Consider the following 14236-nt stretch of genomic DNA (forward strand, 5'->3'; position numbering starts at 1 on the left):
TCATACAGGCCCTTGACGGGATAGGGGTGTTAATGCTGTCATGCTGGCGTCACGTTTCTGATCGATCAGGACGGTGGCGAAAGGGGGTTGAAGGGTAATATATGTACCATCCCGACCTGATACGACATCCGGAAAACTGTCCGGCTTTGGTCCTGAACGCGGACTACACGCCTTTAAGCTATTATCCGCTGAGCCTCTGGCCCTGGCAAACCGCCATCAAGGCGGTTTTTTTGGATCGGGTGGACATCGTCGCCAGCTATGAGCGGCAGGTGCACAGCCCCAGCGTTCAGATGCAGATACCTTCGGTGATCGCGCTGAAGCAATATGTGAAGCCGTCGGAACATCCCGCCTTCACCCGGTTCAACCTGTTCCTGCGCGACAAGTTCGCCTGCCAATATTGCGGTTCCCCGAACGACCTGACCTTCGACCACGTCATTCCGCGCCGGGCGGGCGGGCGGACGACCTGGGAAAATGTCGCAACGGCCTGCTCGCCCTGCAATCTCAAGAAGGGCGGCCGCACGCCGAAGGAGGCGCATATGCAATTGCATGTGACGCCGATCCGCCCGACGAGCTGGCAGTTGCAGGAACATGGCAGGGCCTTTCCGCCCAACTATCTGCACGAAAGCTGGCACGACTGGCTTTATTGGGATGTGGAATTGCTGGCTTGACGACAAACCGGCAAGGCTGAGCGGCGCGCCCCTGCGAAGGAAGGGCCCGGCCCGATGGTTCGAACCGGGTTCCTGCCTGCGCAGGAACATGTCGCGTTCATTCTCATTCCATGCCCGGAAGCCAGTCCAGGTCCATATCCTTGTGACGGTTGGTATAATGGCCGATCTCTTCCAGCCGCGCCATGTCGCGCAGGGTGATCCGCCCATTGGCCCGGCTGATCAGCCCCTCCTGCTCCATCTGCCGGATCATCCGGTTCACATGGACGGAGGTGAGGCCGATGGCATCCCCGATCTCCTCCTGCGTCAGTTTCAGGTCGAAGCTGTCGGTGATGCCGTCGTCCGTCACCCGCAGGCGATCGAAAATATCCAGCAGGAAGGAAGCCACGCGCGCCTTGGCCGAGGTGCGTCCCAATGAAGCGAGCCGGTCGGTCAGCGCGACCCGCTCCGCATTGGAAAGCAGGAACAGCAACGCGGCGACGCGCGGATATTCCTCCAGCAGCCGGCGCAGAGCATGCTTGTCGAACGGACAGATGATCGAATCCGACAGCGCCACCAGCGATTCCGGCGCGCGGTTATAGATTGTGCTGGCCGATCCTATGAAATCGCCCGGGAAATAGACCCGCAGGATCTGCCGGCTTCCATCGGGCAGGATCACGAAGCTCATTACCCGTCCTTCGCGCAGGACAAACAGTTCCGTCACCGTTTCGTTGACGCGCTGGATCATCGCGCCCCGCTTCACCTTGCGGGGATTTTCCTCCAGCCTTGTAAGCGCCTTCTTCTCCGCATCGGACAGGGGCACATGCTTCGCCAACCTGTCCGCGAAACAACTTGTTGCCACCAAAAACACCTTTTTGCTTACATTGTCGTTACGATGGCAAAACGCCCCACGCGTCTTTTGGCTGCATTTCCGCAAACTGCACTAAACTCGATCAATAATGAGCGGGCGAACGCACAAATGTTTCATGGCGGCGCAGAAAGAAGCCCGCGATGGAACCGTCGTGCCGACTGCCTTGCGGAAACCGTAATTAACGTTAAGAACCCAGCCGATGGACCGCATTCACATCCGCGGCGGCAAAGCGCTGAACGGCCGCCTTCCCATTTCCGGCGCGAAGAACGCCGCGCTCACGCTGCTGCCCTGCGCGCTGCTGACGGACGAGCCGGTGACGCTGCGCAACCTGCCGCGGCTGGCGGATGTCGACAGCTTCGGCCATCTGTTGAACCAGCTCGGCGTGTCGACCATGATCGAGGGCGCCCGGCCGGAGGATTTCGGCCGCGTCATGACCCTGCGCGCTGGCCGCGTCACCTCGACCGAGGCGCCCTATGACATCGTGCGCAAGATGCGCGCATCGATCCTGGTGCTCGGCCCGCTGCTCGCCCGCGCGGGCGAGGCGCGGGTGTCGCTGCCCGGCGGTTGCGCCATCGGCAACCGCCCCATCGACCTGCACCTGAAGGCGCTGGAGGCGCTCGGCGCTATCATAGAGATCAACGCCGGCTATGTCCGCGCCAGCTTGCCCGACGGCGGCCTGCCGGGCGGCATCTACACCTTCCCGGTGGTGTCGGTCGGCGCGACCGAGAATGCGCTGATGGCGGCGGTGCTGGCCAAGGGCGTCTGCATCCTGGAAAATGCGGCGCGAGAGCCGGAGATCGTCGACCTCTGCAACCTGCTGATCGCCATGGGCGCCGACATTGAAGGCGTGGGCACCGACAAGCTGACCATTCACGGCAAGCCCCGCCTGCACGGCGCGACCTACAGCGTGATGCCCGACCGGATCGAGGCGGGCAGCTATGCCTGCGCCGCGGCGATCACCGGCGGCTCGTTGGAACTTGCCGGAGCCAGCGCCGAAGACATGCACGCCATCCTCGCCGCGCTGCGCGACGCCGGGGTTCATGTCGAGGAACTGAAGGACGGCATCAGGGTGTCGGCGGACGGCCGGCTTCGCCCGCTCACCATCTCCACCGCGCCCTTCCCGGCGTTCCCGACCGACATGCAGGCGCAGTTCATGGCGATGCTGACGCTGGCCGACGGCGCGTCGGTGCTGACCGAGACGATCTTCGAGAATCGCTACATGCACGTGCCCGAGCTGGCGCGCATGGGGGCGGACATCGGCGTCAACGGCCGCACCGCGGTGGTGCGCGGCGTTGATCGGCTGGTCGGCGCGCCTGTCATGGCGACCGATCTGCGCGCCTCGATGAGCCTCATCCTCGCGGGCCTCGCCGCGGAAGGCGAGACCCAGGTCAACCGCGTCTATCATCTCGACCGCGGCTATGAGCGGCTGGAGGAGAAGCTCTCCGCCGTCGGCGCCGACATAGAGCGCGTCAGCGATGGCTGAAGGACGCGGGCTCGAGACGGACCGCGCGGCGTTGCTGGCGCGATACGATCTCGATACCGGTGGCTTTGCCACGCTCGACCAGATCACCGCCTTCGCCGCTGCGCTGTGCGGGACGCCCATCGCTCTGGTCAGCATTGTGGAGGATGACCGCCAACGCTTCCTGGCCCGCACCGGGCTGGATGCGGAGGAAACGCCGCGCGATATGTCCTTCTGCGCCCATGCGATGCAAGGAAGCGGCATCTTCGTGGTGCCCGATACTGCGCAGAACCCCGATTTCCGCGACAATCCGCTCGTCACCGCGGCGCCCTTCATCCGTTTCTATGCCGGTGCGCCGCTGATCGATGGCGAGGGGGCTTCGCTCGGCGCGCTATGCGTCATCGACGACAGACCGCGTGAAGGTCTGACGGATGTGCAGCGCCAGGGGATTTCCCTGCTGGCCCGTCAGGTCATGGTCGAGCTGGAGGGCCGTCGCCGCGACCGCGACGTGATCGCCCGGCAGCAAAGGGATGCGCAGGCGGTGGCGGAAAGCGACCGCATGTTCCGGACCCTGGCCGACACCATGCCGCAAATGGTCTGGTCGACGCTGCCGGACGGCTATCATGACTATTATAACGCCCGCTGGTACGAATTCACCGGCGTTCCCCTGGGATCGACCGATGGCGAGGGATGGAACGGCATGTTCCATCCGGAGGATCAGGAGCGGGCCTGGGAACGCTGGCGCCATTCGCTGAAGACCGGCGAGCCCTATGAGATCGAATATCGGCTGCGCCATCACAGCGGCGATTATCGCTGGACATTGGGTCGCGCGCTGCCAATCCGGGACGAGGAGGGTGCGATCGCCCGCTGGATCGGCACCTGCACCGACATCAACGACCAGATCGCGATGGTGGAGGAGCGGGAGGTCATCGCCCATGAACTTTCCCACCGTATCAAGAACATCTTTTCGGTGATTTCCGGCCTGATCGGCCTGTCGGCGCGCCAGCATCCCGAAATTCGCGCGGCGGCCGACGACCTGCGCGACCGCATCATGGCGCTGGGACGCGCCCATGATTTCGTGCGGCCCCACGGCCCCAATTCGCAGCCGGACCAGGACGAGGGTCGGCTTTGGGGCATATTGGAACAGATTTTCGCGCCCTATCGCGACGCGCTGGGGCCGCGCATACGCTTCTCAGGCGATAATCCGGCGATAGACGACCGCTCCGCCACGCCATTGGCGCTGCTGTTCCATGAACTGGCGACCAATGCCGCCAAATATGGCGCGCTTTCCGTTCCTTCGGGCGGGGTTGCGATCCTCGTGGGGAGAGAGGGCGAGGACATCCGCATCGACTGGCGGGAAGAGGGTGGACCGCCGGCGCTTCCGGCGACGCATGAGGGCTTCGGCAGCCGGCTGATGCAGCTCAGCATCGAACGGCAACTGGGCGGGCGGATGACGCGCGACTGGCGACCCGAAGGCCTTGGCCTCAGCCTCTGGATTCCAGCGCGCTCCATGAGTCGGATGCCGGCAGGAAAGGGGTGAAGCCCGCGATCTCGGCGGCCTCCAGTTCCGGTCGGTCGGTGGCGGCGAGATGCAGCGTTTCGGCTATGCTGTGCGCCCGGAACGGCTTGGTGATGACGCCGAGCGCGGCGGTGGAAGCCGCCCCGATCTGCGCGGGATTGGCCGTCACATAGATGACCCGTATGCCATATTGGCTGGCCAGTTCGACGCCGATGCCGGGACCGGTCGGTCCGTCGCGCAGATTGAGATCGACAAGGGCGATGTCGCAATCGTCGGCCGCATCCAGCGCCGCCTGACGATCGGCCGCGATGGCGCCGACCGTAAAGCCTGCATCCTCCACGATATGCTCGATCTCCAGCGCGACGAAAATCTCGTCTTCTACGATCAGAACCTTTTTGCTCATCCCAACGTCCACGCAACCGGAGGCGTTAAATGCGCGGATCGCGGGGCGGTTCCCGCAGATGCGAAAAATTTTTTCGGGCGCTGTCGGGCTGCACGCTGGTCCAGAGCGTTTCGAAGGCCGTGCCCTGCATCAGCAGGACCGAGGCGGGATAGCCCGCGCCGCTGGCCTTCTGCGCTGTCCCGGTGGCGTTTTCCACCGCTTCCTCCCGCGTCGCGAACGGCCCGTAATAGCGGTTGTCGAGATTGATCTTCCAGACGCCCTCATGTTCCAGGACGATGTAGCGGGCATGGGGCAGGGGCACTTACAAAACCTCCGTATTATAATGGTGCCAGGCCATGATCGCCGCGGCGCCGCGATGGGGACGCCAGCGTTCGGCGAGTTCCCGCGTCAGCTTTTCGCTGGGGCGTTCGGCCAGGCCCAATATCCGTCCGATCTCGATCTGCACGGCCAGATCGCCCGCCGGCCAGACATCCGGCCGTCCTTCCGCGAACAGCAGGTAGATTTCCGCCGACCAGCGCCCGATCCCCTTGATCCGCACCAGTTGCGCAATGGCGTCCTCATCATCGTCCGGCAGGTCGTGCAGGTCGATGCCGCCGCTGACCACCAGCTCGGCCAGGCTTCTGGCATAGCCCTGCTTCTGCCGCGACAGGCCGCAGGCGCGCAGCGTATCGAAATCGCGGACGAGCAGGGCGTCCGGCGCGCAGCCCGCGCCCAGTTCCGCCTCCAGCTTGCGCCAGACCGCTGCGGCCGCGGCGACGCTCACCTGCTGGCCGACGATGGTGCGCAGCAGCGTTTCATAGCCGGGCTCGCGGAGGCGGGGCGGCGGATAGCCGACCCGACCTATCGCTGCGGCGAAACCGGGCTCCATCGCGGCGATGGCGTCCAGGCTGGCCCGCAATTCTTCTGCTGTATTTACCATGAATTGTCGTCCGGCCCTTGATTTCCCGCTGCCCGTCCGACATGAGCGGCGGGAAAAATTTAAGGGACCTGGGTACATGGCGAAACTGATTGTGGTCAACCGTTCGGGCGAAGAGCAGGCGGTCGAGGCGGAGAACGGCCTTTCCGTGATGGAAATCATCCGCGACAACGGCTTTGACGAACTGCTGGCGCTCTGCGGCGGCTGCTGCTCCTGCGCGACGTGCCACGTCTTCGTCGATCCGGCCTTTGCCGACAACCTGCCGCCGATCAGCGATGATGAGAACGACCTGCTCGACAGCTCCGACCATCGCAACGAGACCAGCCGCCTGTCCTGCCAGCTGACGTTCAGCGATTCGCTGGACGGCCTGCGCGTCACCATCGCGCCGGAAGATTGAGGTCGGCCGGCAGAAGGGAGCGACCTGCGCCTGATTGACGCAGCGCGCTCTGAGGGCTGGTTCCTGACATCGTCCTCCGCGTCACCCCCGGACTTGATCCGGGGGCGCTGCCATTCAGACCTGTGCGTTTCGGAAGAAAAGCGGCGCCCCGGGTCGCGTTGGGCGCGACTGCTGCCCTCTGCCCGCCATCAGCCGTTCGGGACGATCAGATATTTCTCCCCCGTGCGGCGGGCATTGTAGGTCAGCACGGCGTCGCGGGTCAGCGCTTCCTTGAGGGAGATGCGCGCCTTGTAATGGCTGGCAAAAGTCGTCGTCAGACCGTCGCGCACCCGCTGGCGGAGGCGTTCGGCCGTTTCCGCGTCCGTCCTTTGCAGGAAGGGGAAAAGCAGCCAGCCGCCGACGTTCCAGCCAAAGCCGAAGCTGCGCGTCAGGATGGTCGGCGACAGGTCCAGCGCACCGTAGACATAGGCCTGCTTCAGAACGTTCGAGCCATAGCGGCTATAGGGCGCGTCCTTGCTCGCGGCCTGCTCCATGGCATGGAGGATCTGGCTGACCAGATGGCCGCCGCCGATCGCGTCGAAGGCGATGGTCGCGCCCGTGGCGGCGACCGCGTCCTGAAGCTGGACGAGAAAGTCGTCCCTGGAACTGTCCAGCACATATTCCGCGCCCATATCCCTGAGGATCGCCACCTGCGCTTCATTGCGGACGATATTGACCAGCGGAATGCCGTCCTCCTGGCAGATGCGCACCAGCATCTGGCCCAGATTGGACGCGGCGGCGGTGTGGACGATCGCCTTATGCCCTTCGCGCTTCATTGTTTCGACGAAGCCAAGCGCCGTCAGCGGATTGACGAAGGCCGATGCGCCCTCCTCCGCGGTGACATCGTCGGGCAGGACCATGCAGCCGCTGGCGGCGAGCAGGCGATGTTCCGCGTACATGCCGCCGCCGATCATCGCGACCCGCTTGCCGAGCAGGGCCTGGGCTTCCGGTGCCTCGCCCGCGGCGATGACGGTGCCCGCGCCTTCATTGCCGATGGCCATGGATTGGCCGACCCGCCCCGCAAGCGCGCGGCGCGCGGGATCGGGCATGCGGGCGACGATCCGGCCTTCGGCATAATCCGCATTTGCCACATCGGCGGAAGCGAACAGCAGGCCAAGGTCGGACGGGTTGATCGGCGCGGCTTCCACCCGGACAAGCACCTGATCGCCCGTGGGAGCGGGGAGCGTTTCTTCGGCCAGTTCGACGATCAGGCGGCCGTCCTCATCCAGGGTCGAAAGCAGCTTGAGGCCGTGGGTGTCGCTCATGAAAACTCCCTTTTCAGGCTGAGGGGCGGTCGCTGTAGAATGCCGGAAACATCGCCTTGAGGGCGGCCAGCTTCGGCATGTCCCAACGCTGGATATAGGGATGGCGCGGGTTCTTCGTCAGGAAGTCCTGATGATGGCGGTCCGCATCCTGGAAGCCGGTGAAGCCTTCTATTCGGGTGACGATGGGATCACGCCAGAGGCCCGATTGACCGAGTTGGGCGAGATAGGCCCGGGCCGCCCTGTCCTGCCCTGCATTCAGGGGAAACAGCGCGCTGCGATATTGGGTGCCGTGGTCCGGGCCCTGATAGTCGAGCGTGGTCGGGTCCGCGATCACCGAGAAGAAGATGCGCAGCAACGTGCCGTAGCTGACCTGCCGGGGATCGTAGGTGACGCGAACGGCCTCGGCAAAGCCGGTATCGCCCTGGCTGACCTGCTCGTAATCGACCCTGCGGCCCCGAGGACCGCCTGCGAATCCGGAGACGGCGAGGCGGACACCCCTTACATGGGAGAAGACGCCTTCCACGCCCCAGTAGCAACCGCCCGCGAAGATGGCGGTTTCAAGCTTGCGGGCGGGGACTGCGTCAACCGCCGGGGCGGGCGCGAGGACCGGTCGTTCGGCACGCAAAGGGGAAGCGACGGCCAAGGCCGCCAGAAAAGCAAGCGCGATGCCGTCAGCGCGCCGCATTGCCAGCGGCCGGGGCGGATGCCGCCATGGCTGGACTGGTCAGCGGCGGCGCGTCGCTGTTCGGCTGAAGCACGAAGACCCCGATAGCGCCGATCGCGAACCCGCCCATGAAGCGCAGGAACAGGTCGGATTTCAAGAAGGCCAACATGGCGTTCTTCCTTTCGGTCGTCTTGGTCGCCGCAAGCGGGCGGAAATGAATGTCGCGCGGCTTAGTCCCGGATGAACGCTGCGCCAGGGCAGTTTCGACCAACGTCCGATGTGGGACGATGGATGTCGGGCAAGGCCAGTTTCGGTTCGAAACGGGATATAGACCCCCGCTCTCCATCTGCAAGACGGCGCCGGAGAAATTTTCCGTTTCCGAAATGGAGGTGATGGGGGAGGGGAAGGACAGACTTGGCGTCCGGTCCTTCCCTCCAGCTTCGCTGGTCCCGCTCCAGGCTAAGCCCGGGGGGATTGAAGAGGGCTCACTTCAAAGCGGCGCAGGCTTCCTGGATGCGGGTGCAGGCCTTGCGCAGCACCTCTTCCGAAGTCGCGTAGCTGATGCGGAAGGCCGGAGAGAGGCCAAAGGCGGCGCCGTGGACGGCGGCGACCTTCGCTTCGTCCAGGAAATAGCCGATCAGCGCTTCGTCGCTGTCGATGACCTGCCCCTTGGGCGTCGTCTTGCCGATCAGGCCGCTGGCATCGGGATAGACGTAGAAGGCGCCCTCCGGCATCGGGCAGTCCAGGCCCGGTGCGTCGTTCAGCATGGCGACGACCATGTCGCGGCGCTTCTTGAAGGCGGCGTTGCGCTCTTCCAGGAAATCCTGGTCGCCGGTCAGCGCCGCGACGGCGGCGGCCTGGCTGATCGAGCAGGGATTGCTGGTCGATTGCGACTGGAGCTTGCCCATCGCCTTGATGATCCATTCCGGGCCGCCGGCAAAGCCGATGCGCCAGCCCGTCATGGAAAAAGCCTTGGAGCAGCCGTTGACCGTCAGCGTGCGGTCGTAGAGGTCCGGGCAAACCTGCGCGATGGTGGCGAAGGGGGTGGGCGCGTACCAGACATGCTCATACATATCGTCCGTCATCACCAGCACATTGGGATGGCGCAGCAGCACTTCGCCCAGCGCCTTCAGCTCTTCGGCCGAATAGGCTGCGCCTGACGGGTTGGAAGGCGAGTTCAGCATGACCCACTTGGTCTTGGGCGTGATCGCGGCTTCCAGCTGGGCGGCGGTGATCTTGTAGCCCTGGCTTGCCGGCGCCTCGATGAAGACCGGCGTGCCGCCCGCGAAGTTCACGATGTCGGGATAGCTGACCCAATAGGGCGCCGGAATGATGACCTCGTCGCCCATGTCGACGGTCGCGACCAGCGCGTTGAACAGCGTGTGCTTTCCGCCCGAATTCACGCTGATCTGGCTGCGCTTGTAGAGGAGGCCATTGTCGCGCTTGAACTTGAATGCGACGGCTTCCTTGACGTCGGCGGTGCCGTCCACGTCGGTATAGCGGGTAAGGTTCTTGCGGATCGCCGCGATCCCCGCCTCCTTCACGAAATCGGGCGTGTCGAAGTCCGGTTCGCCGGCGGAGAGGCCAATGACGTCCACGCCTTCGGCTTTCAGGGCATTCACGCGCGCGCTCATCGCCAGGGTGGCGGAGGGCTGGATGCGACCGAGGGCTGCGGAAGTCTGGCTCATCATGACAATCTTTCTCTAGAATCCCCTAGGTCCGCGTGAAGCGGACGCGAGGCTCCTTAGTGTGCAACGAAAGAAGGGGCAACCGCCAGTTGGCTTCGGCTGGCCGTAACGGCAGATTATAGGGCCGGGAGGGAGGAATATCTGCAATTCATGCGTGCGGAAAAGGGTTGCCCGTGCCCCTAGAGTATCCGTGATGATCAAGCTGGAGATTGCGTCCAGCATCGATCGGCTTTGAGCATGGCGTTCGCGGTGACGACGAGCTTTCGCATGACGGCGGTGATGGCGATCTTGGCGGGCTTGCCGGCAGTAACGAGCTGCTGATATTTTGCCTTGAGATCGGGATTGTACCGGGCGGCGACGAGGGCCGGCATATAGAGAGCCTGCCGCACGTTGGCGCGTCCGCCGCGGATGAAGCTCTTGCCTTTCCATTGTCCGGACTGTCGAGCGACGGGGGCGAGACCGGCGAGGGATGCGGCCTGCTTGTTCTCGAGGCTGCCGAGTTCGGGCATGGTGGCGATGAGCTGGTTGGCGGTCAGCGTTCCGACGCCGGCGATGCTGGTGAGGATCTCATGCCGGCGGGCGAGCGCGGCATCGGCGGCGATCAGGTTGGTGATCTCGGTATCGAGCGCCTCGATATGCCGTTCGATCTGCTCGAGCCGCTGCCGGCACTGGCGCTTGAGGAAGGCGATGGTGAGGTTCTTCTCGCGATTCTTGAGCGCGGTGCGATCGCGCACGAGGCCGTCTCGGGCATTGATGAGCTCCGCTATCTGCGCCTGCTGTGCGCTTCGAGCGGGTCTGACCGGCGGCTGCAAGGTGGCCGCCATACGGGCCAGCAACATGGCATCGATGCGATCGGTCTTGGCCAGAATGCCAGTCGCCTGGGCGAAGCGCCGGGCGCGCTCCGGGTTGAGCTTCACGCAGGGCCAGTCGGCCAGAGCCGCCTCCAGCGCCCGATGATAGGTGCCCGTTGCCTCATAGGCGATCCGCTCGACCGGCCATTGTCGCAGCCAGGCGATCAGTGCCTTGTGGCCCTTGGCCGTGTTGGTGAACTGGCGCTCGACGCCGATGGGGTGAGCATAGCAATCGAGGCTCGCTTTGGAGATGTCGATGCCGATCGTCTGTGGTAGATTGTCGCTCATCTTTTCCGCTGTCCCATGCTTGTCATCCGGGTCCAAAACCCCGGTATCCGTTCGGGCCGACACGAAAAGAAAGGGGCGATCCTACTCTAACCCGGTCCCACAACGACCGGCGCTTTCACGATCCGTCCCCTTCCGCCCGGGCCGGGGTGGCCACCCCGGCCCGGGCAATCCAGCATGACCCAAACGGACCGCAATGTCATAAGACAAGCGCGCTGCGTTCAATCGTACGCAGGGCGCGCGCTCCAAGCTTTTGTTGTCGCATCCTTTCAAGCGCAAAGCCGGTTCCAACCTTTGCGCACGATGCTCTAGCGCACCAGCGACGCCGCCACCATGCCGCGCGCCGCATTGCCGATGAAGAAGCCGTTTTCCAGGTCGCGGGGGCGCAGATCGGCCTCCACTGCCTCCCCCATGTCGAGCAGGCTGCGGCGCAGCACGCCGGGCAGCAGGCCGCGCGACAAAGGCGGGGTCAGCAGCTTGTCGCCGCGTTCGACGAAGATGGAGGAGAAGCTGCCCTCCGTCAGGAACCCCTGTTCGTCCGTCATCACCACTTCATAAGTGCCGCCGCGCCGCAGGGCGTCACGGTAGAGCGAACGGTCGGTCGTCTTGTGCGCCAGCCGCGCATCGGCGGCGGGGGCGTTGCGGGGGACGAGCGCGACCTGCATGATCGCCTGCGGCCAGGTGCGGTGCTCGCGCACTTCGATGGCGATGGAACCCCGGCGCGACACCAGCAGGCGAAGGCGGCTGCGCTCCCGCAGGCGGAAGGTCGCGGCCTGAAGTTCATTGCGCACATTGTGGCGGTCGAAGGCGAAATCGAGCGCCTCCGCGCTGGTCTTCAACCGCTCCAGATGCAGTTCGAGCAATCTGATGCCCTCGACCGGATCGAAGGCCATGGTTTCGAGCAGATCGAACCGTCCGTCAGCCAATGCCATGGAAAACTGCAAACCCCTTATGCCGATCGATGATGGCGCGATGAATCAGGCCGGTGCGAGGAAGCGCCCCTTGGCCAGACATTCCGCCCATTCGGAAGCGACATCCGAATCCGCGACGATGCCCGATCCCAGACCCAGGCGTCCCTCCCTGCTGCCTTCTTCGACGCAAATGGTGCGGATGGCAACATTGAACGCGGCATCGCCCGACGGATCGATCCAGCCCATGGAGCCGGTATAGACGCCGCGCGGAAAGGGCTCGACCGCGTCGATGATCTCCATGGCGCGGACCTTGGGCGCGCCGGTGATCGACCCGCAGGGGAAAAGGACGCGCAGCACGTCGACGGGCGACAGGCCGGGTAACAGCCGGGCCCGGACGGTCGACACCATCTGGTGGACGGTCGGATAGGTTTCGACCTTGAACAGGTCGGGCACGGTGACGGTGCCGGCGTGGGAGACGCGCGACAGATCGTTGCGCAGCAGGTCGACGATCATCAGATTTTCCGCGCGCTGCTTGGCATCCCGCTCCAGCCATTGGGCCAGTTCCGCGTCGCTGGCGAGATCGGGATCGCGGGGGGCGGTGCCCTTCATCGGGCGCGCGGTCAACTGGCCCCGGACATGGGTGAAGAACAGCTCCGGCGAAAAGGAGAGGATCGAATGTTCCCCGGTGCGCAGCACGCCGCCATAGCCCGCCTGCTGGCGCGGACGGATGGCGGCATAGAGCGCCATGAGATCGCCGATGAAATGCGCGGCGCAGGGGAAGGTCAGATTGACCTGATAGATGTCGCCGGCGCGGATATAGTCCTGGACCTGGGCGAAGGCGGCGCGATAGGCGGCCTCGTCGATCAGCGGCTGGAGGCGATCGACCCTGGCGCCCGCCGGGTCCGGCAACAGGCCGGTCATGGCGGCGGGATCGATCAGGCGCACCCCTTCGAACAGGCCGAACCAGAGCAGCGGCGTCTTCGGCCTGTCCTGCCGATGCCGTTCCGCCAGCGGGTGAAGGCGGTCCTCCAGCGCCAGCCCGGCTTCATAGGCGATGAAGCCTGCTGCGTGCAGCCCGGCTTCTGCCGCTTCGGACAGCCGGTCGAGCGCTGGCTGCACCTCCGCCAGCCGATGGGCGGCGATGACCGATACCGGATCGCGATAGAGGCGCGCGGGGGCGGGAGCCCGGGCACGGGCGTCGTCGAACAGGACGAAGGCTTCGGTCGGTCCCGGAAGGCGCATGGCCGCCCTCTTAACAGGCTTTGCGCGGCGCGGAAGCTCTAACAGGGCGCGGGCATGTTGCACGGCGCGCGCATTGGCCATAGGGGGGAGGGCATGAACAAGGGATTGCCCCATGATGATGCGGCGCGGCCGCTGCGGCCGGCGCTGGCGCTGGCGCTCAGGGGCCGTTGTCCCGCCTGCGGCGAAGGCCGGATGTTCGCCCGCTTCCTGAAGCCCAGTTCCGCCTGCCGCCATTGCGGACAGGCCTGGGACGCATCGCGGGCGGACGATTTCCCGGCCTATATCGTCATATTGCTGCTGGGGCACCTGCTCGTGCCGCTGATGATAGAGGTGAATGCGGCGCTGGATATTCCGCTGGGGGTGCAGGCGGCGCTATGGCCGGGTCTTGCGATCCTGCTTGCGCTGGCGATGATCCAGCCCGCCAAGGCGGCGGTCATCGCCTTCCAGTGGAGCCGCCGCATGGACGGCTTCCGCTAGAGCGGGCCATGATCGGTTGAAAATCGATGCGATCCCATCAGTCCGGACGGATGATGAAGTTGCGTTCCATCGCCTCCCGCAGACTCTCGTCGATGGTGCGGCGCCCTTCCGAACCATGGGTCACGACGGTCGTGTCGGCGGTGGCGACGCATATGCCCTTCTGAAAGCCCGCCGAACTGATCGTCCAGCTCGTGCGCCCGATATGGCCGATCGCGCAGTGCACCTCGAACGGATAGGGAAAGTGGGATTCCTCGACGAAATTGAGGTTCACGTTCGCGACCAGCCAGCGCACCCCCTGTTCCTGCGGATGGCGGCCCAGATGATGGTGGAAGCGGATGCGGGCCGTTTCGAATATGCCGGAGATCGCCACATTGTTGATGTGGCCCATCGTGTCGATGTCCTGGAAGCGGGTGTCGATGCTGGTGACGAAACGATAAGCTTCCGGGCGGAGGCGCCAGGATTCGGGTTTGGCCATGTCCTGCTTGTCCTATGTCCTGTTTTCCTATGCTCTTAGCCCTTGGCGGCGGGGATGCAATCATCGGGTCGAAATTGATCGGACTGCGACCTTTATGACACAGGCGCGAAGCTTATCGTTCTGCTGAGGT

The 14236-nt window shown here is 64.7% G+C and carries 17 protein-coding genes; 5 read left to right on the top strand and 12 right to left on the bottom strand.

The genetic code is table 11. The features are described 5' to 3' along the window. Positions 1-101: 101 nt before the first annotated feature. A complete protein-coding gene (locus tag LDB29_RS20175) occupies positions 102-668 on the top strand; it encodes an HNH endonuclease (protein WP_025549923.1) in 567 nt (188 codons plus the stop codon). 103 nt (positions 669-771) lie between these two features. On the opposite strand, the gene LDB29_RS20180 is transcribed toward LDB29_RS20175, so the two are convergent. After that, positions 772-1509: a Crp/Fnr family transcriptional regulator gene (locus tag LDB29_RS20180; RefSeq protein WP_044661539.1), complete on the bottom strand. Its 738-nt coding sequence runs from the start codon at positions 1507-1509 to the stop codon at positions 772-774. 205 nt (positions 1510-1714) lie between these two features. Here LDB29_RS20180 and murA point away from each other — a divergent pair, with 205 nt between their 5' ends. After that, the gene (gene murA, locus LDB29_RS20185) at positions 1715-2998 is read left to right on the top strand and encodes a UDP-N-acetylglucosamine 1-carboxyvinyltransferase (RefSeq protein WP_025549922.1); all 1284 of its coding nucleotides are present in this window, start codon (positions 1715-1717) and stop codon (positions 2996-2998) included. After that, on the top strand, positions 2991-4514 hold the full coding sequence (locus LDB29_RS20190; RefSeq protein ID WP_025549921.1) for a sensor histidine kinase: 1524 nt from the start codon (positions 2991-2993) through the stop codon (positions 4512-4514). The genes murA and LDB29_RS20190 overlap by 8 nt, the downstream gene beginning before the upstream one ends. Here the strand turns inward: LDB29_RS20190 and LDB29_RS20195 are convergent. From LDB29_RS20195 to LDB29_RS20205, 3 genes are read right to left on the bottom strand one after another with little or no spacing between them, the layout of a single operon-like run. Then, positions 4459-4896 carry a response regulator gene (locus tag LDB29_RS20195; RefSeq protein WP_044661542.1) on the bottom strand — a complete coding sequence of 146 codons (438 nt, stop codon included), beginning with the start codon at positions 4894-4896 and terminating at the stop codon, positions 4459-4461. The genes LDB29_RS20190 and LDB29_RS20195 overlap by 56 nt on opposite strands. A 25-nt stretch (positions 4897-4921) precedes the next feature. Further along, positions 4922-5197, bottom strand: coding sequence for a hypothetical protein (locus tag LDB29_RS20200; RefSeq protein ID WP_025549919.1), 276 nt, complete (start codon positions 5195-5197; stop codon positions 4922-4924). Next, entirely contained in the window at positions 5198-5815 is a 618-nt protein-coding gene (locus tag LDB29_RS20205; RefSeq protein WP_099186239.1) for a DNA-3-methyladenine glycosylase, read from the bottom strand. Positions 5816-5891: 76 nt separating this feature from the next. Between LDB29_RS20205 and LDB29_RS20210 the strand changes: the two genes are divergently transcribed. After that, positions 5892-6209 carry a 2Fe-2S iron-sulfur cluster-binding protein gene (locus LDB29_RS20210; RefSeq protein WP_025549918.1) on the top strand — a complete coding sequence of 106 codons (318 nt, stop codon included), beginning with the start codon at positions 5892-5894 and terminating at the stop codon, positions 6207-6209. Between the two features lie 188 nt (positions 6210-6397). Here LDB29_RS20210 and LDB29_RS20215 read toward each other — a convergent pair whose 3' ends face one another. The 7 genes from LDB29_RS20215 to pabB form a co-directional block, all read right to left on the bottom strand. Beyond that, positions 6398-7513, bottom strand: a complete 1116-nt coding sequence (locus LDB29_RS20215) for a zinc-binding dehydrogenase (RefSeq protein ID WP_025549917.1) — start codon at positions 7511-7513, stop codon at positions 6398-6400. 13 nt (positions 7514-7526) lie between these two features. Then, positions 7527-8198: a peptide-methionine (S)-S-oxide reductase MsrA gene (gene msrA / locus LDB29_RS20220; protein ID WP_025549916.1), complete on the bottom strand. Its 672-nt coding sequence runs from the start codon at positions 8196-8198 to the stop codon at positions 7527-7529. Beyond that, on the bottom strand, positions 8185-8346 hold the full coding sequence (locus LDB29_RS20225; protein WP_167706728.1) for a hypothetical protein: 162 nt from the start codon (positions 8344-8346) through the stop codon (positions 8185-8187). The genes msrA and LDB29_RS20225 overlap by 14 nt, the downstream gene beginning before the upstream one ends. 316 nt (positions 8347-8662) lie before the next feature. Next, positions 8663-9865, bottom strand: coding sequence for a pyridoxal phosphate-dependent aminotransferase (locus tag LDB29_RS20230; RefSeq protein ID WP_257555592.1), 1203 nt, complete (start codon positions 9863-9865; stop codon positions 8663-8665). A 197-nt stretch (positions 9866-10062) separates the two neighbouring features. Beyond that, positions 10063-11004 (bottom strand): IS110 family transposase, encoded by a 942-nt coding sequence (locus LDB29_RS20235; protein WP_193666736.1) that lies wholly within the window; start codon positions 11002-11004, stop codon positions 10063-10065. A 305-nt stretch (positions 11005-11309) separates the two neighbouring features. Beyond that, on the bottom strand, positions 11310-11933 hold the full coding sequence (locus LDB29_RS20240; RefSeq protein ID WP_025552028.1) for an aminotransferase class IV: 624 nt from the start codon (positions 11931-11933) through the stop codon (positions 11310-11312). A gap of 45 nt (positions 11934-11978) precedes the next feature. Further along, the gene (gene pabB, locus LDB29_RS20245; protein WP_025552026.1) at positions 11979-13154 is read right to left on the bottom strand and encodes an aminodeoxychorismate synthase component I; all 1176 of its coding nucleotides are present in this window, start codon (positions 13152-13154) and stop codon (positions 11979-11981) included. A 93-nt stretch (positions 13155-13247) separates the two neighbouring features. On the opposite strand from pabB, the gene LDB29_RS20250 reads away from it, so the two are divergent. Continuing rightward, positions 13248-13631: a DUF983 domain-containing protein gene (locus tag LDB29_RS20250; RefSeq protein ID WP_257555596.1), complete on the top strand. Its 384-nt coding sequence runs from the start codon at positions 13248-13250 to the stop codon at positions 13629-13631. Positions 13632-13668: 37 nt separating this feature from the next. Here the strand turns inward: LDB29_RS20250 and LDB29_RS20255 are convergent, their stop codons facing one another. Further along, entirely contained in the window at positions 13669-14106 is a 438-nt protein-coding gene (locus tag LDB29_RS20255) for a thioesterase family protein (protein WP_025552022.1), read from the bottom strand. Positions 14107-14236: the final 130 nt, after the last annotated feature.

It is taken from the genome of Sphingobium sp. CFD-2, from assembly GCF_024611135.1.
GTDB lineage: Bacteria > Pseudomonadota > Alphaproteobacteria > Sphingomonadales > Sphingomonadaceae > Sphingobium > Sphingobium fuliginis.

What these genes read in the sequence shown, in the direction of transcription:
- LDB29_RS20175 (WP_025549923.1), top strand. Translation starts at nt 102, where the DNA reads ATGTACCATCCCGACCTGATACGACATCCGGAAAACTGTCCGGCTTTG.
- murA (WP_025549922.1), top strand. Translation starts at nt 1,715, where the DNA reads ATGGACCGCATTCACATCCGCGGCGGCAAAGCGCTGAACGGCCGCCTT.
- LDB29_RS20190 (WP_025549921.1), top strand. Translation starts at nt 2,991, where the DNA reads ATGGCTGAAGGACGCGGGCTCGAGACGGACCGCGCGGCGTTGCTGGCG.
- LDB29_RS20195 (WP_044661542.1), bottom strand. Translation starts at nt 4,896, where the DNA reads ATGAGCAAAAAGGTTCTGATCGTAGAAGACGAGATTTTCGTCGCGCTG.
- LDB29_RS20205 (WP_099186239.1), bottom strand. Translation starts at nt 5,815, where the DNA reads ATGGTAAATACAGCAGAAGAATTGCGGGCCAGCCTGGACGCCATCGCC.
- LDB29_RS20210 (WP_025549918.1), top strand. Translation starts at nt 5,892, where the DNA reads ATGGCGAAACTGATTGTGGTCAACCGTTCGGGCGAAGAGCAGGCGGTC.
- LDB29_RS20215 (WP_025549917.1), bottom strand. Translation starts at nt 7,513, where the DNA reads ATGAGCGACACCCACGGCCTCAAGCTGCTTTCGACCCTGGATGAGGAC.
- msrA (WP_025549916.1), bottom strand. Translation starts at nt 8,198, where the DNA reads ATGCGGCGCGCTGACGGCATCGCGCTTGCTTTTCTGGCGGCCTTGGCC.
- LDB29_RS20225 (WP_167706728.1), bottom strand. Translation starts at nt 8,346, where the DNA reads ATGTTGGCCTTCTTGAAATCCGACCTGTTCCTGCGCTTCATGGGCGGG.
- LDB29_RS20230 (WP_257555592.1), bottom strand. Translation starts at nt 9,865, where the DNA reads ATGAGCCAGACTTCCGCAGCCCTCGGTCGCATCCAGCCCTCCGCCACC.
- LDB29_RS20235 (WP_193666736.1), bottom strand. Translation starts at nt 11,004, where the DNA reads ATGAGCGACAATCTACCACAGACGATCGGCATCGACATCTCCAAAGCG.
- LDB29_RS20240 (WP_025552028.1), bottom strand. Translation starts at nt 11,933, where the DNA reads ATGGCATTGGCTGACGGACGGTTCGATCTGCTCGAAACCATGGCCTTC.
- pabB (WP_025552026.1), bottom strand. Translation starts at nt 13,154, where the DNA reads ATGCGCCTTCCGGGACCGACCGAAGCCTTCGTCCTGTTCGACGACGCC.
- LDB29_RS20250 (WP_257555596.1), top strand. Translation starts at nt 13,248, where the DNA reads ATGAACAAGGGATTGCCCCATGATGATGCGGCGCGGCCGCTGCGGCCG.
- LDB29_RS20255 (WP_025552022.1), bottom strand. Translation starts at nt 14,106, where the DNA reads ATGGCCAAACCCGAATCCTGGCGCCTCCGCCCGGAAGCTTATCGTTTC.